Source organism: Streptomyces caniscabiei (assembly GCF_014930365.1).
Lineage (GTDB): Bacteria > Actinomycetota > Actinomycetes > Streptomycetales > Streptomycetaceae > Streptomyces > Streptomyces caniscabiei.
Genome location: NZ_JABXWI010000009.1, coordinates 1 through 25,609, shown reverse-complemented (window position 1 = coordinate 25,609; position 25,609 = coordinate 1). Strand labels below are relative to the sequence as shown.

Below are 25,609 nucleotides of genomic sequence, written 5' to 3'. Positions count from 1 at the left end.
AGGCGTACGGCACGCATGCGGTCAGGGTACCGCAGCCCCGATGGACACGGACCCACAGCGTGTCAGCCACGGAATCCGGCCAAAAAAGTTGAACTTTATTCAAATCTTACTTCGCGTAACAGCCGCTAAGGGACATCACAGATGTGAGATTGGCCCTTGATAACAACGCAATAACTCAAACCTCGTACCGCCCGGTATTGCCACCACTTACAGTTCGACGACGGGACCGCTTTCCCGAACTGTTCGGAGTTGCCCCCATGAACCCTCGTCGCAGTAACAGCTCGCTGCCCCAGACAGGCCGCTCGGCCTACGGGATAGCCACGGCTGCCGCTCTGCTGCTGATACCCGTAAGTGTGCTGGTCGGAGGTGACGCGTACCGGGAGTTCCTCGACTTCGGAGCGGGCGTTCTCTCGCTCGTCTCGCTGACGCTCTCGGTGCTCTGGGGGCTCGTCGCCCAGGACCGGACCCTGCTCACGGTGCGTCAGCGCATCATCGGCCAGGCCGTCCACCGCACGACGGCCATCGCCTCGGTCGCGTTCCTCGTGCTGCATGTCTCGGTCAAGCTGGCGCTGAACCACGTCTCCGCGATCGCCCTGTTCCCCTTCGCCCTCGGCGTGACGGGCTCGGGCGCGCTCATCGGCTTCGGCGCGACCGCCGGCTCCATGATGATCTTCGTCGCCATCACCGGCGCGCTGCGCAGCAACTTCGCCTCCCCGGCGCCGGTCGCGGCACGCTGGCGCGCGATGCACATGATGGCCTACCCAGCCTGGTGTTTCGCGCTCGTGCACGGACTCTACGCGGGTCGCGAGGCCAAGCCGGTCTTCGTGATCCTCTACTCCGCCGGCCTGCTCGCCGTCGCCGTCGCCCTGCTGCTGCGGGCCGCGCCGCGCGAGGTCAAGCGCCAAGTGGTCGAGCGCGTCACCGCCATCCTGGGCACCGACGGCCAGCGGCCCCCCGAGGTCGACGAACTCGTGAAGTCCCGCTCGGCCCTGCAGGGCCTGGACGAGACCGGCGGACGCCGCGAGGGCGGCCGGCGCGACGGCGGACAGCGTGACGGGATGCGGGACACCGGCCAGTTCCCGCTGCCCGGTTTCGGCGGCGGCCAGGGCAACCCCCCGCTGGGCGACCCCCTGGTCCCCCCGCAGCGCGCGGGTGCCTCGGCCGACAGCGGCCCCGGTTTCGCGGCCGCGTACCGCGCGGTGTCGATGACCCCGCGCGCCCAGGAGCCCACGGCGCCCTATCTGACGCAGCAGCAGCCGCCGCTGGACATGCAGCCGACGCAGGCGATGCCCCGCATGGACGACGGATCGACCACGGGCAGCACCCGCTGGCCGGCGCCGTCCCCGCCGCCGGTCGGCGAGGCGCCCCCGTCGGCGTACGACCCGATGCAGGACACCTTCGCCGGACAGCCGTTGGGCGGGCAGTCGTACCAGGGCGGCCAGGCGTATCCGGGCCAGGCGTACCAGGGCGAGACGTACAACACCGGGGCCAACCCCGTGGTCCCCGAAACTTCCTACGGAACCGCTGAGACGAACGCCCCCTACGGCACGTACATCCCGAACGACACGTACAACAGCGGTCCCGCCACTGAAACGCTGTCCGGCTACGACGACTACCAGCAGCCGGGCTCAGGCGAACCCTGGAACGCGCCTTCCGGAGGCTTTAAGTGAACGAGGCCCTTCCCGACGTCCCCGAAGTCCGAGTGGTGGGTCTCCCCCAGCTCACCTCGGGCTTCGACCTCGTCGAGAGACTCGACCTCCCCATGCACCTGAAGGTGCACGGTCCGCTCGAACCCATGGGCGGCGAGCAACTCGCCCAGCTGTCCGAGCGGATCAACCTCAAGGGCAGGGGCGGCGCGGGCTTCCCGTTCCACAAGAAACTGCGCTCGGTCGCCGAGTCGGCGATCAAGCGCGGCATCCGACCCGTCGTGGTCGTCAACGGCAGCGAGGACGAACCCGCCTGCCGCAAGGACACGGTGCTGATCAACCGTGCCCCGCACCTCATCCTGGACGGCGCCCTGCTGGTCGCCGAGGCCCTGGGCGCACGCCAACTGGTCATCGGGGTGACACGTGAATCCACCCAGCGTTCGATGGAGGCCGCCCTCGCCGAGCGCGGCCTGAGCAACCGGCGCGGCGCCGCCATCCGCGCGAGTGTGCAGCGCAACCCGGTCCGTATGGTCACCGGCGCCGCCGGCTCGCTGATCCGCTCCATCGACGGCGGTCCGCCGATCCCGCCGGGCCGCAAGACCAGCGCGTCCAAGAGCGGTGTCGGCGGCGCGCCGACGCTGCTGTCCAACGCGGAGACGTTCGCCCAGCTCGCCATCGGCGCCCGCATCGGCTCCGAGCGGTACGGCAACACCGGCCTGTACGACGAGCCGGGCACCGTCATGCTCACCGTCTCCGGCGCGGTCGCCCGCCCCATGGTGATCGAGGCACCCACCGGCGTGCCGCTGCGCTACATCCTCCAGCTCGCCGGCGCGCCACCGGTCCCGCAGGGCGTCCTGACCGGCGGCTACCACGGCAAGTGGATCGACGCGGCGACGGTCAACGAGGCGGTCGTCTCGCGCAACTCGCTGGACGCGGTGGGCGGCGCGCTCGGCGCGGGCGCGATCCTGCCGATCAGCCAGGACACCTGCCCGCTCGGCGAGTCGCTCCAGGTCGCCAAGTGGCTCGCCGAGGAGAGCGCGGGCCAGTGCGGCCCCTGCTACCTCGGTCTGCCGGCCGCCGCGCGCGGCATGGAGGACATCCTCAACGGCGGCGGTCCGGCCGCCCTGGAGGCCCTCAAGCAGGTCGCGAAGAACGTCAAGCGGCGCGGCGCCTGCTCGCACCCGGACGGCTCCGCGATGTTCCTGGAATCGACCATCAAGGCGTTCACGGACGACCTCGCCGCACACGTCCTGGGCAACGGCTGCGGCCGGCCCGTGGAGGGCGTGCTGCCGCTCTTCGAGGGCGGCCGTATGCCGACCGGCATCCCGGGCGGCGCGGGCGAGGAGGAGAGCGGCGCGAGCCGCCAGAAGATCTTCGTCGACTGGACCCTCTGCCGGGGCCACGGCCTGTGCGCCGACATCCTCCCCGAGGTCTTCCAGCTCGGCGCCGACGGCTTCCCCACCGTCGCCCAGGCCAAGGTCCCGCAGTACGCCGAGGCGAAGGCACTGCGCGCGGTGCGCCGCTGCCCCGCGCTCGCCCTGCGCATCGAGGAGGACAACCGCCCCTCCGCCCCCGCCCGCAACCTCCCGGTCCTCTCCCAGGGCCGCGGCCGGCGGGCCCTGGGAAGCGGTCGCTGACGCACGCACGGACGGACGTGAGAAGGGCGGGCCACCCGAGTGGGGTGGCCCGCCCTTCCCGCGTCCACCGTCGTCGCCATCGCCGCCGCTGTCGTCAACGTCGGCAACAACGCGAAGACCCCGTCCACTTGGACGGGGTCTTTTCTGTGGAGCTAAGGAGAATTGAACTCCTGACCTCCTGCATGCCATGCAGGCGCTCTACCAACTGAGCTATAGCCCCTTGCTGTGCTGTCCGCCCGGTTTCCCCGGCGACGACGCCAACATTACCGGTCCCCCGCGCGCACCACCAAATCGTTTCCGTCGGCCGCGAACTATGGACCGATCAGGGCGCTTTTGTCGGATTCGAAGGGCCTGACGCTCAGCCGCCGTTCACCTTCCCGGCCCCGGCGGTAGCCACGCAGGCCGCCACGGGACCGCCACGGGACCGCTGGGGCGGCCGTGGAGGCCCGGAGACGAGCGACAGCCGGGGACGGGCGCCGAGTTGACGCTCAGGCCGTCACGAACGAGTAGAAGCGCTTGAGCGTGCAGTGCTCTTCGAGCAGCCGGCCGTAGATCGGCTCGCCCTCCAGCTCACGGTACGTCTCGATCGGGTCGCCTTTTATGATCAGCGCCCGGGCGCATTCCTCGCACCAGTACTGGTAGTCGGCGTTGACGGGCTCCATGTCGCGGACGATGGGGGTGCCGCTGCCGCACCAGTCGCACTTCCTCCTGTGTGCACCCATCGATCAGCTCCAGCTGTGGCCGCAGGCCGTGCACACGTAGGAGATCCCTCCGTTGTCACCGAGGACTTGGGCAACGTGGAGCGAGCCGCAGGAAGGGCAGAGGAGGGTGGTCTTGCTCCGCATCACCACCGCGGCGGGAAGGTCGTGGACCCTCCCGCGGATGCTCGCAGGCATCGCTTCTCCCTCCCGTCGGGCCGCGCCCCCTTCCGGCCGTTTGATTCTGCCACGGCCGGACCAATACGGTCAGCGACGCCTTCGTACCAGTCCCAGTACGGAGCGGGAAAGAAGGCCGTCCGCAGAGGTATACGCCTGCGAGGGCACACCTGCTCAAGAAGGGACGCAGGTCACACACGAAAAATCCCGCTCCCTCGCGGGAACGGGATCTTCTGTACCGATCTGTGGAGCTAAGGAGAATTGAACTCCTGACCTCCTGCATGCCATGCAGGCGCTCTACCAACTGAGCTATAGCCCCTCGCGCCACACAGACGGTGGTCGCTCGGTGTTTCGCCCCGCTCGGCGGGGCGAACAAGAAGAACTTTAGCCTGCGACCAGCCGGAAAGTGAAATCCGGGGCCCGAGCCGTGTGACCAGGGCTCTTACGTGACTCAGTCGTCGTCGCCGAGGACCGGCTCGGGGAGCGTGCCGGCGTTGTGCTCCAGCAGCCGCCAGCCTCGGGCGCCCTCGCCGAGGACGGACCAGCAGCAGTTGGACAGGCCGCCGAGGCTCTCCCAGTGCTGGGGCTCCAGGCCGAGGAGGCGTCCGATGGTGGTGCGGATGGTGCCGCCGTGGCTGACCACGACCAGGGTGCCGTTCTCCGGGAGCTTGTCGGCGTGCCGGAGCACCACGGGGGCCGCGCGGTCGGCGACCTCGGTCTCCAGCTCGCCGCCGCCCCTGCGGATCGGCTCGCCCCGCTTCCACGCGGCGTACTCCTCGCCGTACCGGGCGATGATCTCGTCGTGCGTGAGGCCCTGCCAGACGCCGGCGTAGGTCTCGCGCAGGCCCTCGTCGTGGCTGATGTCCAGGCCGGTGAGCGCGGCCAGCTCGGCGGCCGTGTTCGCGGCGCGCGCCAGGTCGGAGGCGACGATCGCGTCGGGTTTGAGGGAGGCCAGCAGCCGGGCCGCGCGACGGGCCTGGCCGAGGCCGGTCTCGGTCAGCTCGACGTCCGTGGTGCCCTGGAAGCGGCGCTCCACGTTCCACGAGGTCTGGCCGTGCCGCCACAGGATGAGGCGGCGGCCCCGGCCCTTGCGGTCCTCGGAGCCGGTGCCGCCCGTCACCGCAGCTCCCCGCCCAGCTCGGCCTCCTCCTCGGCGGCCCGAAGCTTGGCGTGCTCCTCACCCTTGCCGCGGGTGGCCTTGGCGTCGGCGGGCAGCTCCAGCTCGGGGCAGTCCTTCCAGAGGCGCTCCAGGGCGTAGAAGACCCGCTCCTCGCTGTGCTGGACGTGCACGACGATGTCGACGTAGTCGAGCAGCACCCAGCGGGCCTCGCGGTCGCCCTCGCGGCGGACCGGCTTGGCGCCGAGCTCCTTGTTCAGCCGCTCCTCGATCTCGTCGACGATCGACTTGACCTGGCGGTCGTTGGGCGCGGAGGCGAGCAGGAAGGCGTCCGTGATGGACAGCACATCGCTGACGTCGTACGCGATGACGTCGTGCGCGAGCTTGTCGGCGGCCGCCTGCGCGGCGGTGTGGATGAGCTCGAGGGAGCGGTCTGTGGCGGTCACTACACGGCTTTCGGTCGTCGGTCAGGAACCCTCGCGGGCTGGTTCAAGGATCTCACGGCCCACCGACACCGCCCCACGGGTTGACGGATCGGGCCCCGGAGCGGCGCCGGCACGGCGGCTCCGGGGACCGGAGGGGGATCGGCGGGGCGACTGACTCGCCGATCCCCCTCCGTCCGGTCAGCCCGTGGTGCCGGTCGTGCCGGTGGTCCCCGTCGTGCCGGTCGTGCCGGTCGCGCCCGTGGTCCCGGTGGTGTCGGTCGTCTCGTAGTCCTGGCCGAGGACGACGGAGACGTCGGCGTTGGACGTGGTCTCGCCCTTCTTGACGGCGCCGGCCGGCAGGCCGAGGGTCTTGGCGACCTCGACGGCGTCCTGTTTGCGGGCCGCGTCGGAGTAGGTGACCCGGGAGGTGGCCTGCGCGGTGCCGGTCGTGCCGGCGTCGAGGAACGTGTAGCCGCCGTTGAGGACGACGACGCGGGCCTGTTCGGTGGCGTCCTTCTCGCCGGTGGCGTTGCGGATGCCGACGCGGACGGCGTCCCCGGCGTCGGGGCTCTTCGCGGCGCCGCCGAGCAGGTCCTTGACCACGCTGTCGGAGTCCTCGGCGCTGAGCGTGCCGTCCTGCTGGACGGGCAGCAGCTCGGTCTCGTAGTCGCCGCCCTTGGCGTGGTCGGAGAGCTTCGCGAGGAAGGTGCCGAGGTCCTGGTCGCTGAGCGAGGGGTCGAGGATCTGGGCCAGCGTCTGCACGGTGACGGTGGCGGCCTGCGCGTCGGAGGACAGCTTGCGCAGGACCCCCTGCATGACCTGTCCGAACCGCTTCAGCTGCGCGTCCTGCGGCTCGCCGGAGGCCCGGTAGGTGGCGTAGGCGACGGCCATCTTGCCGCTGAGGGTCTGCGCCTTGCCCTTGGTGACGAGGGGGGCGGTGCCCTTCTTCTTCGCCTCGGGGTCGGGCACGTCGGTGTTCGTGTCCACGTCGATGTTGCCGACGAGGCCGACGAGGTTGTTCAGGTAGGGGGTGTCGAGCCGCCAGGTGCCCTCGATGTCGGTGCCGAGGACGGTGTCGAGCGCGTCACGGGTGCCGGAGGAGCCGTCGTCGTCGACGGACTTGGCGAGGGTGGTCGTGGTGCCGTCGTCGCCGGTGAGGGCGAGGGCGTTGGGGATCAGGACCGTGGCGCCCCGCCCGGTGGTGGCGTTGTTCACCAGCAGCGCCGTGGATGTGCCGCCGCCTTTGGTGTCGTGCAGGTGGACGACGATCACGTCCCGTTTCTGGGCGGCCGCGGAGGTGGTGGTGCCGGTCTGCTCGTCGGAGGACGCCCCGGGCAGCATGCCGGCCCACCACAGGTAGCCGACACCGCCGACCGCGACCAGGGCGAGGACCACGACCAGGGCGACCATCCGGCTCTTGGCGCGCCGCTTGGCCTCCTCGCGGCGTTCGGTGCGGTTCTCGGTGAAGTTCAGCCAGTCGATGACGTCCTCGGAGTCGCCGTCGGGCTCCTCGACGAAGGCGAACTGCTCGGTGCGGTACTCCCGTTCCCCGGTGTCGCCCTCGGGGGCGGCGTCCTCGGCGAGGGGCCCGTTCTCCCCGGCGGCCGTCTGCGGTGCCGACTGCTGCGGGATGTAGGCGGTCTGCTCCGTGACGGGTGCCTGCAGGCCGGTGGCGGCCGTCTGCCCGTAGGGGTCGTACGGGTCGTAGCCGGACCCCGGCGCCTGGTGGCCCGGGTCGTAGCCCGCGCCGCCGGTGCCGTAGCCCTGCGGGTACTGCTGCTGGGTCGCGTACGGGTCGTAGCCGTAGCCCTGGCCGTACCCCTGCTGCCCCTGGGTCTGCTGCGTGCCGTGCTGCTGTGCGCCGTGCTGCTGTGTCCCGTAGGGGTCGTACGCCTGTTGCTGAGGCACCTGCTGGGCGGGCGCCTGTCGGTACACCGGCTGCCCGTACTCGTCGTAGCCGACGAGTTCGTAACTCTGGTCGCCGCCCCCGTAGCCGGCGTCGTATCGGTCGTTCACCGGTGCCCCTCTCGGCTCACTCGCCGCGGTACAGCTGCCGCTTGTCGATGTAGCGCACGACGCCGTCCGGCACCAGGTACCAGACGGGGTCGCCCTTGGCGACTCTCGCACGGCAGTCCGTGGAGGAGATGGCGAGCGCCGGGACCTCGACCAGCGAGACCCCGCCCGCCGGCAGGCCCGGGTCGGCCAGGGTGTGACCCGGACGGGTGACCCCGATGAAGTGCGCGAGGGAGAACAGCTCCTCGGCGTCGCGCCAGGTGAGGATCTGGCCGAGCGCGTCGGCGCCGGTGATGAAGAACAGGTCCGAGTCCGGGTTGAGCTCGTGCAGTTCACGCAGGGTGTCGATGGTGTAGGTGAGACCCTTGCGGTCGATGTCGATGCGGCTCACCGAGAAATGGGGGTTCTCGGCCGTGGCGATGACCGTCATCAGATAGCGGTCCTCGGCCGCCGAGACCGAGCGGTGGGACTTCTGCCAGGGCTGGCCCGTCGGCACGAACACGACCTCGTCGAGACCGAACTGGGCGGCGACCTCCTGGGCCGCCACGAGGTGCCCGTGGTGGATGGGGTCGAACGTGCCGCCCATGACGCCGAGGCGGCGCCTACCGGGCTGCGACGGGCGGTTTCCGGTTGCGCCGGAGGCGCTGTCGGCCCGGCCGTCCGTGGTGTCGTTCGCCTGGTCCGCCGCCCTGTCGAGCTCCGGACCGGTAGGCATTTCCTGCTCTCCCATGCGTGGAGAGCCTACCGGCCCGGCCGACGGGCACCGTTCGAACGTCCTTTTGCGCGGATTAGCGATCGCGGTTGAAGCGGGTGGTGATCCACAGCAGCAGCATCAGGGCGACGAATGCTCCGCCGCCGGTCAGGTACGGGCTGAGGCTCTCGTGGTTGCCGCCGTGCTCCCCGCCGCCCTCGGCGGCGAGAGTGACCAAGTCGGCAGCGGTGCTGTGGAAGCTCATCGTCGGCGTGACCTATCCGGGTGTGGGATCGGGATAAAGACCCGCCCATCGTAAGCGGGGGGTCCGTCGGCGATCACGCCGACTCCGCCCAGGAGTGAACGGGGCCGTCGCGGAGCGCGTACTTCCCGTTCGAGACAACCGTTCGCGCGCCACCGGCGTCCTTGTCGTCGGCGGGCGTCAGTCGTCCCGCTTGTAGCCACGCAGCAGGAACCACGCCATCAGGACGGAGCCCAGGACCATCACGATCAGCACCACACGCAGCAGATTGCCCGCTCCCTGTTGCTTCGCGGCGACGTCCGCGGCCTCGGTGAGCCAGGCGGACGCGGGCGGGTGCGGGAGATGTCCCATGGAGATCGCTCCTTACGGTTGATGCCCTGCCACGGTAACTCCGCCTAGGCTGGACCCCGCTTCGGGGGCAACATGGGCAAACAGAGCATGGGGGAAACATGCCGGACGACAGCCACGAGCAGAACGGGCACGAGCACGTGCCGAGCAGGCAGCGCAGGCGCTTCGAGGGGATCTCCTCCCGGGCGTACGAACACCCCGCGGACCGCTCGGCGCTGGTGGCGCTGCGCAAGCTCAGCGGCTTCGACACGGTGTTCAAGGCACTCAGCGGTCTGCTGCCGGAGCGCAGCCTCAGGCTGCTGTTCCTGTCCGACTCCGTACGGGTCTCGGACCAGCAGTTCGCCCATCTCAACGACATGCTGCGGGACGCGTGCTACATCCTGGACCTGGAGAAGGTCCCGCCGATGTACGTGAACCAGGACCCGCAGCCGAACGCCATGTGCATCGGTCTGGACGAGCCGATCATCGTCGTGACCACCGGGCTCGTCGAGCTGCTCGACGAGGAGGAGATGCGGGCCGTCATCGGTCACGAGGTGGGCCACGCGCTCTCCGGCCACTCGGTGTACCGGACGATACTGCTCTTCCTGACGAGCCTCGCCCTGAAGGTCGCGTGGATCCCGCTGGGGAACCTCGCGATCATGGCGATCGTGACCGCGCTGCGCGAGTGGTTCCGCAAGTCGGAGCTGTCCGCCGACCGGGCGGGTCTGCTGGTCGGGCAGGACGTCACGGCGTCGATGCGCGGTCTGATGAAGATCGCGGGCGGCAACCACCTGCACGAGATGAACGTGGACGCGTTCCTCGCGCAGGCCGAGGAGTACGAGGCCGGGGGCGACCTGCGCGACTCCGTCCTGAAGATCCTCAACGTGCTGCCCCGCTCGCACCCCTTCACCACGGTGCGCGCGGCCGAGCTGAAGAAGTGGGCCGAGTCCCGTGACTTCCAGCGGATCATGGACGGGCACTACCCGCGGCGCAGCGAGGACAAGGACACCTCGGTGACCGACTCCTTCCGCGAGTCGGCCTCGCACTACACGAGCAGCGTGAAGAGCTCCAAGGACCCGCTGATGAAGCTGGTCACGGACATCGCGGGCGGCGCGGGCGACCTCGGCGGCAGGGTCCGCCGCGGCTTCGGCGGCGGCGGTGCGGCCACCGCCCAGGAGGACCGGCCCCGCGACGACGAGTAGGTGGTCGGGTGCGGGTAGGTGGGGCCTTCTGAAAAGCACGGGGCGCAGCCCCAGCTTTTCAGGGGCGCGGGCAACTGCGCGAGAAGCCCCACTCACCCGCACCCGACAACGCACCCCCGGCTCACACCTTCGGCTGCGCACTCTCTGCCAGGGTCCCGCACAACGCCGTCGCGGCCCCCGTGCCGTACGGGTCCGTGCCGGCGGACGGCCCGCCCGCCTTCGCGGTCTGCCCCGCCAGCAGCGGTCGGAGATGATTCGTGGCGTCGTCGGCGCAGGCCAGCGGTCCGGCCTGGACGTAGGAGACGACGACCTCGACCTGGTGGGTGCGCAGGTCGTCCTGGTCGAACCGGAAGTGCAGCTCGCGCCGGACGGTGAACAGCGAGGCGTCGGCGTCGGCCTTGTCGCCGGGCGGGCGCAGGGCGTACACGAGGGTGTGGGCGGCGACGACCTCCAGGGTGCCGGAGTCGAACTCGGCGGCCTGGAGGGTGCCCTGGACGCGGATCCTGCGGTCGGCGAGTTCCGCGCGGGACGGGTCGAAGCGGACCAGCCAGCCCGTGGGAGCGTGCCGCCCGTCCGCCGCCGGCTGGTCGAAGCTCTGCTCGAACTGGTCGAGCTGCTCGGAGTCGAGCAGCCGCCGCACGGGCTGGACGGTGGTGCCGCCGAGGACCTCCGGGTCGAGCGCGGAGGCGACCAGGTACTCCTTGGCGATGGTCAGCGCGGAGACGACCTGGCTGTCGGTGAAGTGCGCGGTGCGCCGGGTGGCCGGCATCGTGATGCCCTCGGCGCCGACACGGAACTGGGCGGCGGGGCTGCGCGCGTACAGCGTCTCCGCGTCCTTCGCGCCCGGCACCGGGGACTGCGGGGAGAGCGGGATCACCGTCATCCTGAGCGGCTCGGTGGGCCCCGCGGACGGGATGCCGGACGGGTGGCGGACGCCCATGTAGATCGCGGTGCCGAAGGCGAGGGCGATCAGCAGGACGAGGGCCAGGGCCTGCCGGGAGAGGCCGCGGCGCACGGGCGGGCGGCGGCGCACGGCGGGGGCGTGGTCGGAGAGGCGCTCGTCGGCGGAGAACTCCTGGAGGCGGGCAGCCCGGACGAACGATTCGTCGAAGACGACGGATCTGTATTCGTCCTCTCCACCGCCGGGGGCGCCCTCGGGAGTCCCCTCAGGTGGGTTTCCTGGCCCGCCCATACTTGGAGAGTAGGTCTTCGGAGGCTTCGGTAAACGCACCGCTGCGCGACAAGTTCTGACAGGTCCTCACCAGGTTCACGCGGCGTCGCCGCTCGGCCCGGCGGGGAGCGTACCGGGGCCGGGTCAGGGCCTGCGGGGATCCGCGGAGACCGCCGGCTGGGAGTAGTCCGCGGAGGCGGAGGGCCCGGTCGGGGGGTTCTGTTCGACGCCGCTGGTGGCGGGCGGCGGGCTCTCGCCGCGGCCGGAGGAGGCGCCCCGGTAGACCGCGGTGAAGGCCAGCGCGACCATGCCGATGCCCATGACGAGGGCGAGGATCCAGGCGACGGGCCGGTGCCAGCGGGTCTGCTTGTCGTACGGCCTGCCGTAGGGCCCGTCGGGGCCGTAGCGGTCTTCCAGGATCTCGGCGTCGTCGAAGTCGTCCGGGTCGTCGCCACGGCGGTGGCCGAAATCAGGGCCGAAGCCGTCGTCGTAAAAGTCGTCGTCGCGTACGCCTCTGGAGTGTGCCCGGCGGGCCTCTGCCTCCTGGGCGGCGGCGCGCGCCTCCGCGGCCGCGAGCAGACGTTCGACGGCGGTCGGCTCGTGGACCACGGCCGCCCGGACGAAGTCCTCGTCGAAGACCACGGAGGCGAACTCTTCGTCCATACCCCCGCGGTCGCGGTCGTCGTCGGGCTCCCAGCCGTCCGGGAACGGCGTGCCCCCCACGTCCTCCGGCACGGATCCAGAGTAGACCGGGGTGGTCAATTTGGGCAGACGGTAAGGAAATTCATCCGTTCCGCCGATGAGGCGCCAGGCTGTTCACAGGAACGGACACGCGCCCCACCGGACCCGTGGGGCTAGCGGCGGACGTGTCCGTCGCCGGTGACGATGTACTTCGTGCTGGTCAGCTCGGGCAGACCCATCGGGCCGCGGGCGTGCAGCTTCTGCGTGGAGATGCCGATCTCGGCGCCGAATCCGAACTGACCGCCGTCGGTGAAGCGGGTCGAGGCGTTGACGGCGACCGTGGTGGAGTCGACCAGTTGGGTGAAGCGGCGGGCGGCCTGCTGGGAGGTCGTCACGATCGCCTCCGTGTGGCCGGAGCTCCACAGCCGGATGTGCTCCACGGCCCGGTCGAGGGAGTCGACCACGGCGGCGGCGATGTCGTACGACAGGTACTCGGTCTCCCAGTCCTCCGTGGTGGCCTCGACGACCGTGGCCTTGGAGTCCTTGGCGTAGGCCATCACGCGCTCGTCGGCGTGGACCGTGACCCCGGCGTCGGCGAGCGCGTCGAGGGCGCGGGGCAGGAACTCGGGGGCGATGTCCTGGTGGACGAGGAGGGTCTCGGCGGCGTTGCAGACGCTGACGCGGTGGGCCTTGGAGTTGATCAGGATCTCGATCGCCATGTCGAGGTCGGCGACCGCGTCGACGTAGACGTGGCAGTTGCCCGTGCCGGTCTCGATCACCGGGACGGTGGACTCCTCGACGACCGTGCGGATCAGGGAGGCGCCGCCGCGCGGGATGAGCACGTCGACCAGTCCGCGGGCGCGCATCAGCTCGCGCACCGACTCGCGGCTCTCGCCGGGGACCAGCTGGACGGCGTCGGCGGGCAGGCCCGCGCCGCCGACGGCGTCCCGCAGGACCCGTACGAGGGCGGTGTTGGACTCGACGGCGGAGGACGAGCCGCGCAGCAGGACCGCGTTGCCGGACTTCAGGCAGAGCGCGGCGGCGTCCACGGTCACGTTCGGGCGGGCCTCGTAGATGATGCCGACGACGCCGAGCGGGACGCGGACCTGGCGCAGGTCGATGCCGTTGGGGAGGGTGGAGCCGCGGACGACCTCGCCGACCGGGTCGGGCAGCGCGGCGACGTCGCGAACGTCGGCGGCGATCGCGCGGATCCGCTCCGGGGTCAGCGTCAGCCGGTCGACGATCGCCTCGCTGGTGCCGGCCTCCCGGGCCCGCTCGATGTCCTTGGCGTTGGCCTCGATGACGTCACTCGTACGGACTTCCAGCGCGTCGGCGATGGCGAGCAGCGCGTCGTCCTTGTCGGCGCGCGGGAGCGGCGCGAGGTCGGCGGCGGCGGCCTTGGCACGGTAGGCGGCCCGGGTGACCGGCGTCATGGAGTCGTACGGCGAGAGCGAGGTCATAAAGGAAGGGTAGTCCGCCCGGTGGAGGGGGCTGCCGCGTGTTCCACAGCGCGAGACACCGGCGCGTCACGCCCGCGGGGGACACGGAGGGGCCTCGCGGAGGGACGTTCGCGGGTTTCGCGGGTCCTCCCGGCGGCGGGGCGGTCAGTAAGGGTGGACCCCCACGGGCGTGGCCGGGGCGGGTCCGTAGCCCTCGGCGATGCGCTGGTGGTAGGTCTGGCGGTCGATGACCTCCAGGCCGACGATCTCCCAGGGCGGCAGCCCGGCCGTCCGGCGGTGCTCACCCCACAGGCGCAGGGCGACGGCGGCCGCGTCGTGGAGGTCGCGGGCCTCCTCCCAGTAGCGGATCTCGGCGTGGTCTTGGGCGTAGCGGCTGGTCAGCAGAAAGGGGTGGTCGTGGGCGAGCTGTTCGAGGCCGCGCCGCACCTCCTTGAGGGGGGCCTCGGGCCCGGAGAGGCTCAGCGTGACGTGCCACAGCCGGGGCAGGTCCTGCGGCTCCTCGACGTGGTCGCCCTCGTACGTGTCCGAGGCGGCGACGCTGGTGAGCGTCCGCTCCTCGCCGGCCGCACGGGAGGTACCCCCACCACGGGACGCCGCGGCCCCGGGGCGCACTCGTCTCACGACGGCCTCCTTCGCAACGATGTAGTGCCTCACAACAGGTCGTGCAACGGGTCGTGCAACGGGCCTGCGACAGGTCGTGCGGAATCTCCCTGGGACAAAGTTGAGCAGGCTCAAGGACTTCGTGTGGCGGTTTTACGGAACGTGCACCGCCGGGGCCTGTGCTCCGGCCCCTCCGGTGGGCCGCTGGTCAGGGACGCAGGAGGACGAGGTCGTCCCTGTGTACGACCTCTCGTTCGTACGCGGGACCCAGCTCGCGCGCCAGTTCCCGGGTCGAGCGGCCGATCAGCTGGGGGATCTCCTTGGCGTCGAAGTTCACCAGTCCGCGCGCGACGGCACGGCCCGCTCCGTCACGCAGTTCCACGGGGTCGCCGGCGGTGAAGTCGCCCTCGACGGACGCGATGCCGGCCGGCAGCAGTGACGTACGTCGCTCGACGACCGCGCGGACGGCGCCCTCGTCGAGGACGAGCGCGCCCTGCGGGGTGGAGGCGTGCTGGAGCCAGAGCAGCCGGTCGGCGGACCGCTTGCCGGTGGGGTGGAAGTACGTGCCGGTGTCGCCGCCGGAGAGGGCCTCCGCCGCGTGGACGGCGCTGGTCAGGACCACGGGGATGCCCGCGCCGGTGGCGATGCCGGCCGCCTCGACCTTGGTGACCATGCCGCCGGTGCCGACGCCCGCCTTGCCGGCGCTGCCGATCTCCACGTGCGCGAGGTCCTCCGGGCCCCGTACCTCCGCTATCCGCGACGTGCCGGGCCTGCTGGGGTCGCCGTCGTAGACGCCGTCCACGTCCGACAGCAGGACCAGCAGGTCCGCCCGGACGAGGTGGGCGACGAGGGCGGCGAGGCGGTCGTTGTCGCCGAAGCGGATCTCGTCCGTGGCGACGGTGTCGTTCTCGTTGACGACCGGCAGGGCGCCCATCGCGAGGAGCTTGTCGAGGGTGCGGGAGGCGTTGCGGTGGTGGGCGCGGCGGCTCATGTCATCGGAGGTGAGGAGCACCTGGCCGACCCGGATGCCGTAGCGGGCGCAGGAGGCGGTGTAGCGGGCCACCAGCAGGCCCTGGCCGACGCTGGCGGCGGCCTGCTGCCGGGCGAGGTCCTTGGGGCGGCGGCGCAGGCCCAGGGGCGCGAGCCCGGCGGCGATGGCGCCGGACGAGACCAGCACGACCTCCCGCTCGCCGCCGCTGCGGGCCTTGGCGAGGACGTCCACGAGGGCGTCCACCCGGTCCGCGTCGAGGCCTCCGGAGGCCGTCGTCAGCGACGAGGAGCCCACCTTGACGACGATCCGGTGCGCGTCCCGCACGCCCTGCCTTGCCGCTGACACCTGTATCCCCAATGTTCCGAACCAGCCCGGTGTGTGCACTGCGCAATCTACGGGAGGGCGCGGGCCGGACGCGTTCTCATTTCGAGGGGCGGACGGCACGGCCGCCGGTGCGGAAGGGGACGGTCCGGCGCGGAGCCCTTTATGAGGAGATGGTGTGACGTCCCTCAAGGTTCCCGGCGTTATGTCTGACATGCGAACCTTGCGCCCTCGGGAGATTGCTCCTCGACCTCCCTAGGTCATACGGTCAGGGATCGGCCTCCTCAGGCCACCCCCAGACTTGCCCCTCCCCCCTTCGTCCGTCGCACCCTCCGCAGGAGCCCAGCCCGTGCCCTCCGCACGCCTCGCACCCCGCCGCATCGCGCAGCTGTCAGCGCTGCTCGCGATGTTCGCGCTCTTCACGGCCCAGATCGTCTCCGCTCTGCTGCCGAACATCCCCGTGTTCGTCGCCGCGAGCGCGGCGGGCCTCCTCCTGGACACGTTCCTCCAGTACCGGGATCCCGGACTGCTCGCCCTGTTGGGCAAGGTCCGCTTCGACGCGCTGGTGCGCCAGTTGCTCCGCGACATGCTGATCCTGGTGGGGCTGCTGCGCATCGACGGCATCGATCCGCTGCGCGAGCAGGCCCCTCTGCTGGTCGCCCTGATCGCCTTCTATGCGGTGCACTTCGCCTGCCAGGCCGTCTCGGTGCTGGTCCGCCGCACCCGGACCCTGCCGATCGTCACCCGCAACATCGACGCCTCCGAGCTGCGCCTGACCGCCGCCCCGCCGCGCATCCTGGCCCGCCGCCAGGCCCACCGGCTGCTCACCTTCTCCCTGCCGGTCACGGCCGGCCTGACGCTCACGGCGGCCACGCAGGACGCCGTCTGGGGCTTCGCCGGCGTCGGCACCGGGCTCGCCCTGCTCGTCCTGGGCACCGCCCACCTGGCGACCTGGCTGCTGCCGAAGAAGCGCGCGAAGAACGAGCAGCAGGTCATGGAGTGGCTTGACAGGTGGCTCGCCGACTACCGGCCGACCACCGCGATGTACTTCTCCGGCGGCACCACCTCGGCGTACCAGGCGAACATGTGGCTCTCCACGCTCTCCCAGCTGGAGAAGCCGCTGATCGTGCTGCGTGAGCGCTTCATGGTGCAGAAGATCGACGCGACGGACGTGCCGGTCATCTGCTTCCCGAAGGTCTCCACGATGTTCTCCCTGGAGAACTCGACGCTGAAGATGATGCTGCACCCGGCGAACGCCGCGAAGACCTCCCAGGTGCTGCGCATCCCCACGATCAAGCACGCCTTCATCAACCACGGCGAGAGCGACAAGCTGTCCTCCTGCAACCCGTACGCCAAGGCGTACGACGAGGTGTGGGTCGCCGGTCCCGCGGCGCGCGAGCGGTACGCGCTCGCCGAGGTCGGCGTGGAGGACAAGGACATCGTCGAGGTCGGCCGCCCGCAGCTGGCGCCGATCCGCCCGTACGCGGGCCCGCCGACCGGCGCGTACACCACCGTCCTCTACGCCCCCACCTGGGAGGGCTGGGACGGCAACCCCGGCAACACGTCCGTGGTCCTGGCCGGCGAGAACATCGTCCGGCAGCTCCTCGCCGACGACAAGGTCCGGCTGCTGTACAAGCCGCACCCGATGACCGGCTCGGTCGACCCGCGCGCGGGCGCCGCGAACGAGCGGATCAAGGCGATGATCCGGGAGGCCAACACCAAGCGGTCCGGCGCTCGCCCCGGTCCGGAGGCGGCCGCCGAACTGGTACGCCGTACGGCCGAGTTGGACAAGCTGACCTCGACGTCGTTCCGGACCAGCGCGGACGAGATGGAGCGGATGCTGCTCCAGGGCACGCCGAGCGGGGACCGCGAGGCGGCCATCGCGGAGGCGACGCTGGCCTGGGAGAAGGCGTACTGGGCGTCGTTCCCGGAGTGGGAGCACCGGATCGTCACCGAGGCGCGACCCGCGATCTTCGCCTGCTTCAACGCGTCGGACCTGCTGATCAGCGATGTCTCGTCGGTGGTCTCCGACTGGCTGTCCAGCGAGAAGCCGTACTCGGTCGCCAACACCTCCGGGCTTCCGGAGGTGGCGTTCCGGGCGGCGTTCCCGACGGTCTCCGCGGGTGTCGTGCTGACGCCCAAGGCGGACGGTGTGCCGGCGCTGCTGGACGCGGTCCGCAACCCCGAGAAGGACCGGTTCGCGCCGGCCCGCGCCGAGCTCAAGGAGCAGCTGCTCGGCCCCTCGGACCCGCCGTCCCTGGTCCGCTTCGACCTCGCGGTGAAGGCGCTGTGCGCCAAGGCGGACGACCGTCGCGCCCGTATGGAGTCGCGCCTCGCCGACGAGGTGCCGTCACCGCGGAAGCCGGAGGAGTCGAGCGACGAGCTCGCGGAGGGCGAGACCACGGAGGCACTGGCCTGACGGCCGTCCGTCAGCAGCCGAAGGGCCCCGGTCGTGACCGGGGCCCTTCGTCGTGTGCGGGCCGTTGCGGGCCGGGTGGAAGGCCGGGTGGAAGACCGCCCGTCAGCTCGGGGGCTGAGCCGGTAGGGCGACCGCGGCACGTACGTGGTTGCTCGCGCAGTTCCCCGCGCCCCTGACGGGGCACGGGTGGGCGCAGGCGGCGCGCGGCGAGCGCCGGTCAGCGAAACCCGCCCCCGGTCGGCACCAGAGCGCCGCAGGGCCCCTGACTCCGAGGGATCCCCCGGCCGTCGCAGAGCCCCAGAGCGCCCCCGGCACCCCTAGAACGGCTCGAAGTCGTCGTACTCCTTCTGGAGCTCGTCCCGCTCGGCCTGCCGGTCGCGGCGGCGCTGGACCGCGGGCCGCGGCGCCTCGAAGCGGTGGTCCTCGCCCCGGCGGCCGAGCATCTCCGCACCGGCCATGACCGTCGGCTCCCAGTCGAAGACGACCGCGTTGTCCTCGGGGCCGATGGCGACGCCGTCGCCGGAGCGGGCGCCCGCCTTCATCAGCTCCTCCTCGACACCGAGGCGGTTGAGCCGGTCGGCGAGGTAGCCGACGGCCTCGTCGTTGCTGAAGTCGGTCTGGCGCACCCAGCGCTCGGGCTTCTCGCCGCGCACCCGGAAGAGACCGTCCTCCTCCCGCACGACCGTGAAGCCCGCGTCGTCGACGGCCTTGGGCCGGATGACGATCCTCGTCGCCTCCTCCTTGGGCTTCGCGGCACGCGCCCGGCCCACGAGGTCGGCGAGGGCGAAGGACAGCTCCCTCAGCCCGGTGTGGGCGACGGCGGACACCTCGAAGACGCGGTAGCCGCGGGCCTCCAGGTCCGGCCGGACCATCTCGGCGAGGTCCTTGCCGTCGGGCACGTCGATCTTGTTGAGGACGACGATCCGGGGCCGCTTGTCGAGCCCGCCGTACTGCGTCAGCTCCTCCTCGATGATGTCGAGGTCGGAGACGGGGTCGCGGTCCGACTCCAGCGTCGCGGTGTCGAGGACGTGGACGAGGACGCTGCACCGCTCGACGTGGCGCAGGAACTCGAGGCCGAGGCCCTTGCCCTGGCTGGCGCCCGGGATCAGGCCGGGCACGTCGGCGATCGTGTAGACCGTCTCGCCGGCCGTGACCACGCCCAGGTTGGGGACGAGGGTCGTGAACGGGTAGTCCGCGATCTTCGGCTTGGCGGCGGACAGGACCGAGATCAGCGAGGACTTGCCTGCGCTGGGGTAGCCGACCAGCGCCACGTCGGCGACGGTCTTGAGCTCCAGCACGATGTCGCCCGTGTCGCCGGGCACGCCGAGCAGCGCGAAGCCGGGGGCCTTGCGGCGGGCGGAGGCGAGGGCCGCGTTGCCGAGGCCGCCGCGGCCGCCCTGGGCGGCGACGAAGGAGGTGCCGTGACCGACGAGGTCGGCGAGGACGTTCCCCTGCCGGTCGAGCACGACGGTGCCGTCCGGGACCGGCAGGACCAGGTCCTGGCCGTCCTTGCCGGAGCGGTTGCCGCCCTCTCCGGGCTTGCCGTTGGTGGCCTTGCGATGCGGGGAGTGGTGGTACTCGAGGAGCGTCGTCACCGACTGGTCGACGGTCAGGACGACGTCGCCGCCCCGTCCGCCGTTGCCGCCGTCGGGGCCGCCGAGCGGCTTGAACTTCTCCCGGTGGACGGAGGCACAGCCGTGACCTCCGTTACCCGCGGCGACATGCAGCTCGACGCGGTCCACGAAGGTGGTCATGGTGGGGTGCCTCCTGGGGGTCCCCCCGGCCGGCGGCCGAGGGTGGTACGGGTTCAGTTCTTGGTTAACACGCGAAAGGCGGACCCGCCTTCCCGAACGGGAAGTGAGGTCCGCCTCGCGAAAGATTGTCCGAAGACTGATCCGAATCAGCCGACCGGAACGATGTTCACGACCTTGCGCCCACGGGCGGTGCCGAACTCGACCGCACCGGCGGACAGCGCGAACAGCGTGTCGTCCTTGCCGCGGCCGACACCCGCGCCCGGGTGGAAGTGCGTGCCGCGCTGGCGGACCAGGATCTCACCGGCGTTGACGACCTGACCGCCGAAGCGCTTCACGCCGAGCCGCTGAGCGTTGGAGTCGCGACCGTTCCGGGTGGACGATGCGCCCTTCTTGTGTGCCATCTCTCCTCAGTCCCTTACTTCGCAGCCGCGGGGATCTCAGTGACCTTGATCGCCGTGTACTGCTGGCGGTGGCCCTGACGACGGCGGTAGCCGGTCTTGTTCTTGTAGCGCAGAATGTCGATCTTCTGGCCCTTGTGGTGGTCCACGACCTCGGCCTGGACCTTGATGCCGGCCAGCACCCACGGGTCGCTGGTCACAGCGTCGCCGTCGACGACGAGCAGGGTCGAGAGCTCGACCGTGTCGCCGACATTGGCGGTGGAAATCTTGTCAACCTCAACGATGTCGCCGACAGCAACCTTGTGCTGGCGACCACCGCTGCGCACGATGGCGTACACGCGGATCTCACTCTCTCGCTCGGGAACGGCACCCCCGCAGTCCAGCCGCCCGACATGCGAACGGCCTCTCCCACGGCGCCCGGCGCGCGGAAGGAATGAGGTTTACGGGGATGTGACGCGTCTCTACCTACGGACACGCCGACGGTCAAGGTTACGGGGCCACGCCCGAAGGGGTCAAACCGAGCCCCTCCCCCGCTACCCGGCGGGCTTCTCGCCGTCCGCCGGCAGCGGCTTCACGCCCTTGCACAGGTCGGTGGTGTCCGCCTTGCCCGGGTAGGCGACGCCGATCACCTTGTCGAAGTGCGTCCGGTACATGTCGTGCACCGCGTCGTCGTCGACCTTGACGATCGCCTCGTCGTTCTCGCGCAGCGCGGGCCCGGTGTAGTTGCCCGACCCGGTGAAGCTGATCTTGTTGCGGACGCCGTCGTACTGGCCGTCCACCAGGATGTACTTGGTGTGGATGATGTACGGAGTGGTCAGCTTGTTCCCCGGGTTCAGCGGGTCCCGGTCGTCGTTGTAGCACCGCACGGTCGGTCCGCCGGACGTGTGCAGCTTCTCCCACGTCCCCTTGGTCCCGCCGCTGCTCTTGGCGCTGTCGGACTCGGCGTACACGATGCTCACGTTGCAGCCGGCCTGCTTCAGGGCCACCAGCTTCTCGGCGATCGCCAACCGCGTGATCTTGAAGATCGCGACCCGCACCCAGGTCTTCCGCGCCACCCCGGCGCTGTCCTTGTACGAGCACTGCACGTTGTTGAGCACGGAGTACACGGTGTCGGTGGCCCGAGTGCTCCCGGCCCGGGGGAAGAAGTACGCCTTGTAGAGGCCGTTGCTGACGGTCCGGTACTCCCAGGCCGCCCAGTCCCGGGCGACCATCGTGTCGAAGTAGTCCGCGTACGCGTCGTACATCGTCGGGTTGTCCGGCAGCAGCAGCGCGTCGTTGAAGAACTTGGTGTGCGCGGAGGGCGTCGAGTTCGACGTCGTCTGCACGACCACGTTGGTGGCGCCCTCGACCGCCGAGAACAGCCAGAACTTGTTGTGCATGATCGACTGCCCGTACTTCGGATCGCCGAGGCAGGACCGGTCGACCGCGCAGGTCGCTATGTACGACCCCTTGGTCCGGTCGGTGCCGAGCGCCGCGACCAGGTTGCCGTACGCGGTGTTGGTGGGGCGGTCGCTGACGCTCGACTCGTCCAGCAGGACCTGGACGTGCACGCCCCGGTTCTTCGCGGCGACGAGGGCGTCGACGACCGACGCCTCCCACACGTGGTAGACGGCGACCTTGATGGTGGAGCCGGGCAGCGCGGCGTCCGTCAGCTCGATCAGCCGGGTGCGTATGGCGAGTTGCGCGTTCCCGTCGCCCAACGGGTCGTTGAAGAGCGGGCCTTCGGTCCAGTTCGGCGCGGCCTGCGCGACTCCCGCGGCCGTCGTCACCTGCACACCGGCCGCCGCCAGCACGGTGGCCAGCGCCACCGCTCCCCGCACACGCGTGCGCGCCATGCGATCCCTCCCCGTTCCCGCCCTGCTCTGCCTTGCTCTGCCTTGCTCTGTCTTGCTCCGCGCCGACTCGCTCTGCCGGAATGTCCTCGACAGCACTCACCACTGCGTATACGACTGCGAATTCGACTACGTGAGTGTTACAGGCGTCAGAGGAGGCTCCAAGCGCGAGGGGGTGCGGATGAGACGACAGAGAACGGCAAACCCGCACAAAGCTTCCCAGCGGGTGTGAAGTTACTCTCCCCGTACACGCCGATGCCCCCGGCGGGTGGTCAAACCACCCGCCGGGGGCATCAGTTGGAGCGGACCGGACGTCCGCCCCGTGGGCTCAGCCCTCGTCGGTCGAAGCCGTCACCGTGGCCGAGGACTGCTCGGCGGCCACCGTGGTCTTCTTCGCGGCCGCCTTCTTGGTGGCGGCCTTCGTGGCCGCCTTCTTGGCCGTGGTCTTCTTCGCGACGGTCTTCTTGGCGGCCGCCGTCTTCTTCGTGGCGGCCTTCTTCGCCGTGGCCTTCTTGGCTGTCTTGCGCGCCGCCGCCTTCTTGGCGGGCGCCTCGGCCTCGGTCCCGGCCTCGGTCTCCTCGGCGGCCGGAGCGGCCTCCTCGACCGGAGCCTCGACGGGGGCCTCGGCCGCGTCCTCGGCCGGAGCCGACGGGACCACGACCACGGCCGCCTCCTCGGACGCGGTGGGCGCGGTCGCCTTGCGCACGGCACGCCGACGCGGACGCGCCGGAGCCGCGCTCTCGGCGACGACCGCCGCCTCGGGCTGCGCGACCTCCTCGGCCACGGGCTCGACGACCGGCTCGGCGACCGGCTCCGGGGTCGGCTCGACCGTGACCACGGCGTCGTCCGCGGCCGCCCCGGCCGGCGCGCCGGCGGGGGCGGACACCTTCCGGGTCGCCCGACGACGCGTACGGCCCTTGGGCGCGGCCTCCTCGGTGCTCGGCGCGGCGGCCGGCATCTCGACGACCGGGTCCTCCACCGCGACGGGCTCCGCCTCGGCGGCCTCCCGCGACTTCGGGGCACGGTCCTCGGAGACGGTGGTGACCGCCACGGCCTCGCGGGACTCGCGGGACTTCGGGGCACCGGAGGGCGCCGACGCCCGGCGGGTCGCCCGACGGCGCGAACGGCCGCGGCCGACCGCCGCCTCGGCCTCGGCGACGCTGCTGTACAGCTCCTCGTCCGGCTCGAACTCCGGCGCGGGCAGCGCCACGGGCTCGGCGACCTCGGCGGCCACCTCGGCCTCGACCAGCTCGGCCGACTCCGCCGGCTCGACGGCCTCGGGAGCGGACACGTGCTCGTGGTCGTGCTCGGCACCGCCACGCCCGCGCTTGCGGCGCTTGCCGCCACCGCCCGGGGCGGTCGGCTGGTCCATGTGCACGATCACGCCGCGCCCGTTGCAGTGGACACAGGTCTCGGAGAAGGACTCCAGCAGACCCTGGCCGACCCGCTTGCGGGTCATCTGCACCAGGCCCAGCGAGGTGACCTCGGCGACCTGGTGCTTCGTACGGTCGCGTCCCAGGCACTCCAGCAGGCGCCGCAGCACCAGGTCCCGGTTGGACTCCAGGACCATGTCGATGAAGTCGATGACGACGATGCCGCCGAGGTCACGCAGCCGCAGCTGACGCACGATCTCCTCGGCCGCCTCCAGGTTGTTCCTGGTGACCGTCTCCTCCAGGTTGCCGCCCTGGCCGGTGAACTTACCGGTGTTGACGTCGACCACGATCATGGCCTCGGTCTTGTCGATCACCAGCGAACCACCGCTGGGCAGCCACACCTTGCGGTCCAGCGCCTTCATCAGCTGCTCGTCGATGCGGTACGTCGCGAAGACGTCGACCTCGGAGGTCCACTTCTGAAGGCGCTCCGCGAGGTCGGGCGCGACGTGCGAGACATACCCGTGGATGGTCTCCCAGGCCTCCTCGCCGCTCACGATGACCTTGGAGAAGTCCTCGTTGAAGATGTCGCGGACGACCCGGACGGTCATGTCCGGCTCGCCGTACAGCAGCGTCGGCGCGTTGCCGTTCTTGGCCTTCTTCTGGATGTCCTCCCACTGCGCCTGCAGCCGCTCGACGTCACGGCGCAGCTCGTCCTCGCTCGCGCCCTCGGCGGCGGTGCGCACGATGACGCCCGCGTCCTCGGGGACGATCTTCTTGAGGATGGTCTTCAGCCGGGCCCGCTCGGTGTCGGGCAGCTTGCGGCTGATACCGGTCATCGACCCCTCGGGGACGTAGACCAGGTACCGGCCGGGCAGGGAGACCTGGCTGGTCAGACGCGCGCCCTTGTGCCCGATCGGGTCCTTGGTCACCTGGACGAGGACCGACTGACCGGACTTGAGCGCGGACTCGATACGGCGCGGGCCGTTGGCCATGCCCAGCGCCTCGAAGTTGACCTCACCGGCGTACAGGACGGCGTTGCGCCCCTTGCCGATGTCGATGAAGGCGGCCTCCATCGACGGCAGCACGTTCTGCACCTTGCCGAGGTAGACGTTGCCGACGTACGAGGTCGCCTGCTCCTTGTTGACGTAGTGCTCGACGAGCACGTTGTCTTCCAGGACGCCGATCTGGGTGCGCTCACCGCTCTGGCGGACGACCATGACGCGCTCGACGGCCTCGCGGCGGGCGAGGAACTCGGCCTCGGTGATGATCGGGACGCGACGGCGGCCCTGCTCGCGGCCTTCCCGGCGGCGCTGCTTCTTGGCCTCCAGCCGGGTGGAGCCCTTGATGGACTGCACCTCGTCGGAGAACTCGGTCTCCTTGGCGCGCCGCTCGCGCGGCTCGCGCGGCTCGCGGACCTTGACGACCGTGCGCTCGGGGTCGTCCGAGCCCGTCTCGGCCTCGGTGCCGGAGTCACCGGCGCGGCGACGACGGCGACGGCGCCGACGGCTGCTGCTGGAGCCCGAACCGGACTCCTCGCGCTCGTCGCCGTCGTCCTCGGCGTCCTCGTCCAGCTGCTCGGCGGTGTCCTCGGCGTCCTGCTCGGCCTGCTCGGCGGCGAGGTCGTCGCCCTCGGCGGCGTCCTCGGCCTCGGCGGACTCGCCCCGGCGACGGCGGCGGCCACCACGGCGACGGCGACGCCGCGACCCGGTGGACTCCTCCTCGCCGTACTCGTCGCCCTCGTCGGCGGCCTCGCCGGTCTCCTCGGAGTCCTCGGGCTCCTCCGGCTCGTCGGCGACCACGGGGGCGGCGGCGGGCTGCTCGGCCTCGGCGGGCTCGGCCCGGCGACGGCGGCGACGCCGCGAGCCGCCGGTGGGCTCCTCCTCGGCGAACCCGCCGAGGTCGGTGGTCTCGGCTGCCTCGGCCGACTCGACCGGCTCGACCGGCTCGGTCTCGGACTGCGCCTCGGCGGCGGCCTGCGCGGCGGCCCGCTCCGGCGTCTGGAACATCGGCTCGGTGAACACCGGCGCCTGGAACACGGCCACGGCGGGCCGCGACGGACGCGACGGCGTGTCCTCCCCGGCCGGCGCCGCCGGCTCGGAGAAGCCACCGGCCGCCTTGCGGGTGGACCGACGACGGGCCCGACGCGGACCGGCCTCCTCGGGCTCGGCCTCGGCGGCCGCGCGCGGCGCCTCGACCGGCTCACGCTCGGCGACGGCGGTCGCCGGGGCGACCTCGGCCGCGGGCGTCGCCTGCTCGGCCGGGGCCGACACGGTCTCGGCGGCCTCGCCCTCGGGCGCGGTGACCCGGCGTGTGGCGCGGCGACGGGTGCGACGGGGCGCGGCCTCCTCGGCCGCCGCCTCCACCGGCGCACTCTCCTGAACGGCGGCGGGCGCGGTCTCCCCGGCCTCCGCGGG

At 71.3% G+C, this 25,609-nt stretch carries 21 protein-coding genes and 2 tRNA genes; 4 read left to right on the top strand and 19 right to left on the bottom strand.

From position 1 onward, the window contains the following. The first annotated feature begins 257 nt into the window (after window positions 1-257). Both HW837_RS24415 and HW837_RS24410 read left to right on the top strand, forming a co-directional pair. The gene (locus tag HW837_RS24415; protein WP_196790384.1) at window positions 258-1,670 is read left to right on the top strand and encodes a ferric reductase-like transmembrane domain-containing protein; all 1,413 of its coding nucleotides are present in this window, start codon (window positions 258-260) and stop codon (window positions 1,668-1,670) included. After that, window positions 1,667-3,283, top strand: a complete 1,617-nt coding sequence (locus tag HW837_RS24410; RefSeq protein ID WP_045557511.1) for an NADH-quinone oxidoreductase subunit NuoF family protein — start codon at window positions 1,667-1,669, stop codon at window positions 3,281-3,283. Before HW837_RS24415 ends, HW837_RS24410 begins: the two co-directional genes overlap by 4 nt. 147 nt (window positions 3,284-3,430) lie before the next feature. Here the strand turns inward: HW837_RS24410 and HW837_RS24405 are convergent. The 9 genes from HW837_RS24405 to HW837_RS24365 all read right to left on the bottom strand — a co-directional run bounded on the left by HW837_RS24405 (window position 3,431) and on the right by HW837_RS24365 (window position 9,017). Next, window positions 3,431-3,503: transfer RNA gene (locus HW837_RS24405), tRNA-Ala, on the bottom strand. A 268-nt stretch (window positions 3,504-3,771) separates the two neighbouring features. After that, window positions 3,772-4,005: a hypothetical protein gene (locus HW837_RS24400; RefSeq protein WP_005479297.1), complete on the bottom strand. Its 234-nt coding sequence runs from the start codon at window positions 4,003-4,005 to the stop codon at window positions 3,772-3,774. 399 nt (window positions 4,006-4,404) lie between these two features. Next, window positions 4,405-4,477 (bottom strand) — tRNA-Ala (locus tag HW837_RS24395). 132 nt (window positions 4,478-4,609) lie between these two features. Then, on the bottom strand, window positions 4,610-5,278 hold the full coding sequence (locus HW837_RS24390) for a histidine phosphatase family protein (RefSeq protein ID WP_045557512.1): 669 nt from the start codon (window positions 5,276-5,278) through the stop codon (window positions 4,610-4,612). Beyond that, window positions 5,275-5,721 (bottom strand): ribosome silencing factor, encoded by a 447-nt coding sequence (gene rsfS / locus HW837_RS24385; protein WP_045557513.1) that lies wholly within the window; start codon window positions 5,719-5,721, stop codon window positions 5,275-5,277. The genes HW837_RS24390 and rsfS overlap by 4 nt, the downstream gene beginning before the upstream one ends. Before the next feature lie 177 nt (window positions 5,722-5,898). Continuing rightward, the gene (locus tag HW837_RS24380) at window positions 5,899-7,716 is read right to left on the bottom strand and encodes an LCP family protein (RefSeq protein WP_193380093.1); all 1,818 of its coding nucleotides are present in this window, start codon (window positions 7,714-7,716) and stop codon (window positions 5,899-5,901) included. A 16-nt stretch (window positions 7,717-7,732) separates the two neighbouring features. After that, window positions 7,733-8,443 (bottom strand): nicotinate-nucleotide adenylyltransferase, encoded by a 711-nt coding sequence (gene nadD, locus HW837_RS24375; RefSeq protein ID WP_045557515.1) that lies wholly within the window; start codon window positions 8,441-8,443, stop codon window positions 7,733-7,735. Between the two features lie 58 nt (window positions 8,444-8,501). Next, complete coding sequence (locus HW837_RS24370; RefSeq protein ID WP_045557516.1) at window positions 8,502-8,669, bottom strand: hypothetical protein; 168 nt, start codon at window positions 8,667-8,669, stop codon at window positions 8,502-8,504. Window positions 8,670-8,846: 177 nt separating this feature from the next. Then, the gene (locus HW837_RS24365; protein WP_045557517.1) at window positions 8,847-9,017 is read right to left on the bottom strand and encodes a hypothetical protein; all 171 of its coding nucleotides are present in this window, start codon (window positions 9,015-9,017) and stop codon (window positions 8,847-8,849) included. Window positions 9,018-9,115: 98 nt separating this feature from the next. Here HW837_RS24365 and HW837_RS24360 point away from each other — a divergent pair, with 98 nt between their 5' ends. Then, on the top strand, window positions 9,116-10,195 hold the full coding sequence (locus HW837_RS24360; protein ID WP_093790882.1) for a M48 family metallopeptidase: 1,080 nt from the start codon (window positions 9,116-9,118) through the stop codon (window positions 10,193-10,195). A 121-nt stretch (window positions 10,196-10,316) separates the two neighbouring features. On the opposite strand, the gene HW837_RS24355 is transcribed toward HW837_RS24360, so the two are convergent. From HW837_RS24355 to proB, 5 genes are all read right to left on the bottom strand, one after another. Continuing rightward, entirely contained in the window at window positions 10,317-11,387 is a 1,071-nt protein-coding gene (locus tag HW837_RS24355) for an SCO2583 family membrane protein (protein WP_093790881.1), read from the bottom strand. A 123-nt stretch (window positions 11,388-11,510) separates the two neighbouring features. After that, window positions 11,511-12,101 carry an SCO2584 family spore wall biosynthesis protein gene (locus tag HW837_RS24350; protein WP_060884730.1) on the bottom strand — a complete coding sequence of 197 codons (591 nt, stop codon included), beginning with the start codon at window positions 12,099-12,101 and terminating at the stop codon, window positions 11,511-11,513. Between the two features lie 119 nt (window positions 12,102-12,220). After that, complete coding sequence (locus HW837_RS24345) at window positions 12,221-13,507, bottom strand: glutamate-5-semialdehyde dehydrogenase (protein WP_045557521.1); 1,287 nt, start codon at window positions 13,505-13,507, stop codon at window positions 12,221-12,223. A 144-nt stretch (window positions 13,508-13,651) separates the two neighbouring features. Continuing rightward, a complete protein-coding gene (locus HW837_RS24340; RefSeq protein WP_045557522.1) occupies window positions 13,652-14,119 on the bottom strand; it encodes a hypothetical protein in 468 nt (155 codons plus the stop codon). Window positions 14,120-14,315: 196 nt separating this feature from the next. Further along, window positions 14,316-15,422: a glutamate 5-kinase gene (proB, locus tag HW837_RS24335; protein WP_045557523.1), complete on the bottom strand. Its 1,107-nt coding sequence runs from the start codon at window positions 15,420-15,422 to the stop codon at window positions 14,316-14,318. A gap of 346 nt (window positions 15,423-15,768) precedes the next feature. Between proB and HW837_RS24330 the strand changes: the two genes are divergently transcribed. Then, complete coding sequence (locus HW837_RS24330; protein ID WP_045557524.1) at window positions 15,769-17,838, top strand: membrane protein; 2,070 nt, start codon at window positions 15,769-15,771, stop codon at window positions 17,836-17,838. 317 nt (window positions 17,839-18,155) lie between these two features. Here the strand turns inward: HW837_RS24330 and obgE are convergent, their stop codons facing one another. The 5 genes from obgE to HW837_RS24305 form a co-directional block, all read right to left on the bottom strand. Then, entirely contained in the window at window positions 18,156-19,592 is a 1,437-nt protein-coding gene (gene obgE / locus HW837_RS24325) for a GTPase ObgE (RefSeq protein ID WP_045557525.1), read from the bottom strand. A 146-nt stretch (window positions 19,593-19,738) separates the two neighbouring features. Further along, window positions 19,739-19,993: a 50S ribosomal protein L27 gene (rpmA, locus tag HW837_RS24320; RefSeq protein WP_045557526.1), complete on the bottom strand. Its 255-nt coding sequence runs from the start codon at window positions 19,991-19,993 to the stop codon at window positions 19,739-19,741. A gap of 14 nt (window positions 19,994-20,007) precedes the next feature. Beyond that, a complete protein-coding gene (gene rplU, locus HW837_RS24315) occupies window positions 20,008-20,328 on the bottom strand; it encodes a 50S ribosomal protein L21 (protein WP_033525816.1) in 321 nt (106 codons plus the stop codon). Window positions 20,329-20,523: 195 nt separating this feature from the next. Next, window positions 20,524-21,825 (bottom strand): phospholipase D-like domain-containing protein, encoded by a 1,302-nt coding sequence (locus HW837_RS24310; RefSeq protein WP_045557527.1) that lies wholly within the window; start codon window positions 21,823-21,825, stop codon window positions 20,524-20,526. 325 nt (window positions 21,826-22,150) lie between these two features. Then, window positions 22,151-25,609 (bottom strand): Rne/Rng family ribonuclease (locus tag HW837_RS24305; RefSeq protein ID WP_193383459.1); only part of this gene is annotated, 3,459 nt, incomplete at its 5' end.

Coding starts and splice junctions, on each gene's coding strand:
- HW837_RS24415 (WP_196790384.1), top strand. CDS start 258: ATGAACCCTCGTCGCAGTAACAGCTCGCTGCCCCAGACAGGCCGCTCG.
- HW837_RS24400 (WP_005479297.1), bottom strand. CDS start 4,005: ATGGGTGCACACAGGAGGAAGTGCGACTGGTGCGGCAGCGGCACCCCC.
- nadD (WP_045557515.1), bottom strand. CDS start 8,443: ATGGGAGAGCAGGAAATGCCTACCGGTCCGGAGCTCGACAGGGCGGCG.
- HW837_RS24370 (WP_045557516.1), bottom strand. CDS start 8,669: ATGAGCTTCCACAGCACCGCTGCCGACTTGGTCACTCTCGCCGCCGAG.
- HW837_RS24365 (WP_045557517.1), bottom strand. CDS start 9,017: ATGGGACATCTCCCGCACCCGCCCGCGTCCGCCTGGCTCACCGAGGCC.
- HW837_RS24360 (WP_093790882.1), top strand. CDS start 9,116: ATGCCGGACGACAGCCACGAGCAGAACGGGCACGAGCACGTGCCGAGC.
- HW837_RS24355 (WP_093790881.1), bottom strand. CDS start 11,387: ATGGGCGGGCCAGGAAACCCACCTGAGGGGACTCCCGAGGGCGCCCCC.
- HW837_RS24345 (WP_045557521.1), bottom strand. CDS start 13,507: ATGACCTCGCTCTCGCCGTACGACTCCATGACGCCGGTCACCCGGGCC.
- obgE (WP_045557525.1), bottom strand. CDS start 19,592: ATGACCACCTTCGTGGACCGCGTCGAGCTGCATGTCGCCGCGGGTAAC.
- rpmA (WP_045557526.1), bottom strand. CDS start 19,993: ATGGCACACAAGAAGGGCGCATCGTCCACCCGGAACGGTCGCGACTCC.
- HW837_RS24310 (WP_045557527.1), bottom strand. CDS start 21,825: ATGGCGCGCACGCGTGTGCGGGGAGCGGTGGCGCTGGCCACCGTGCTG.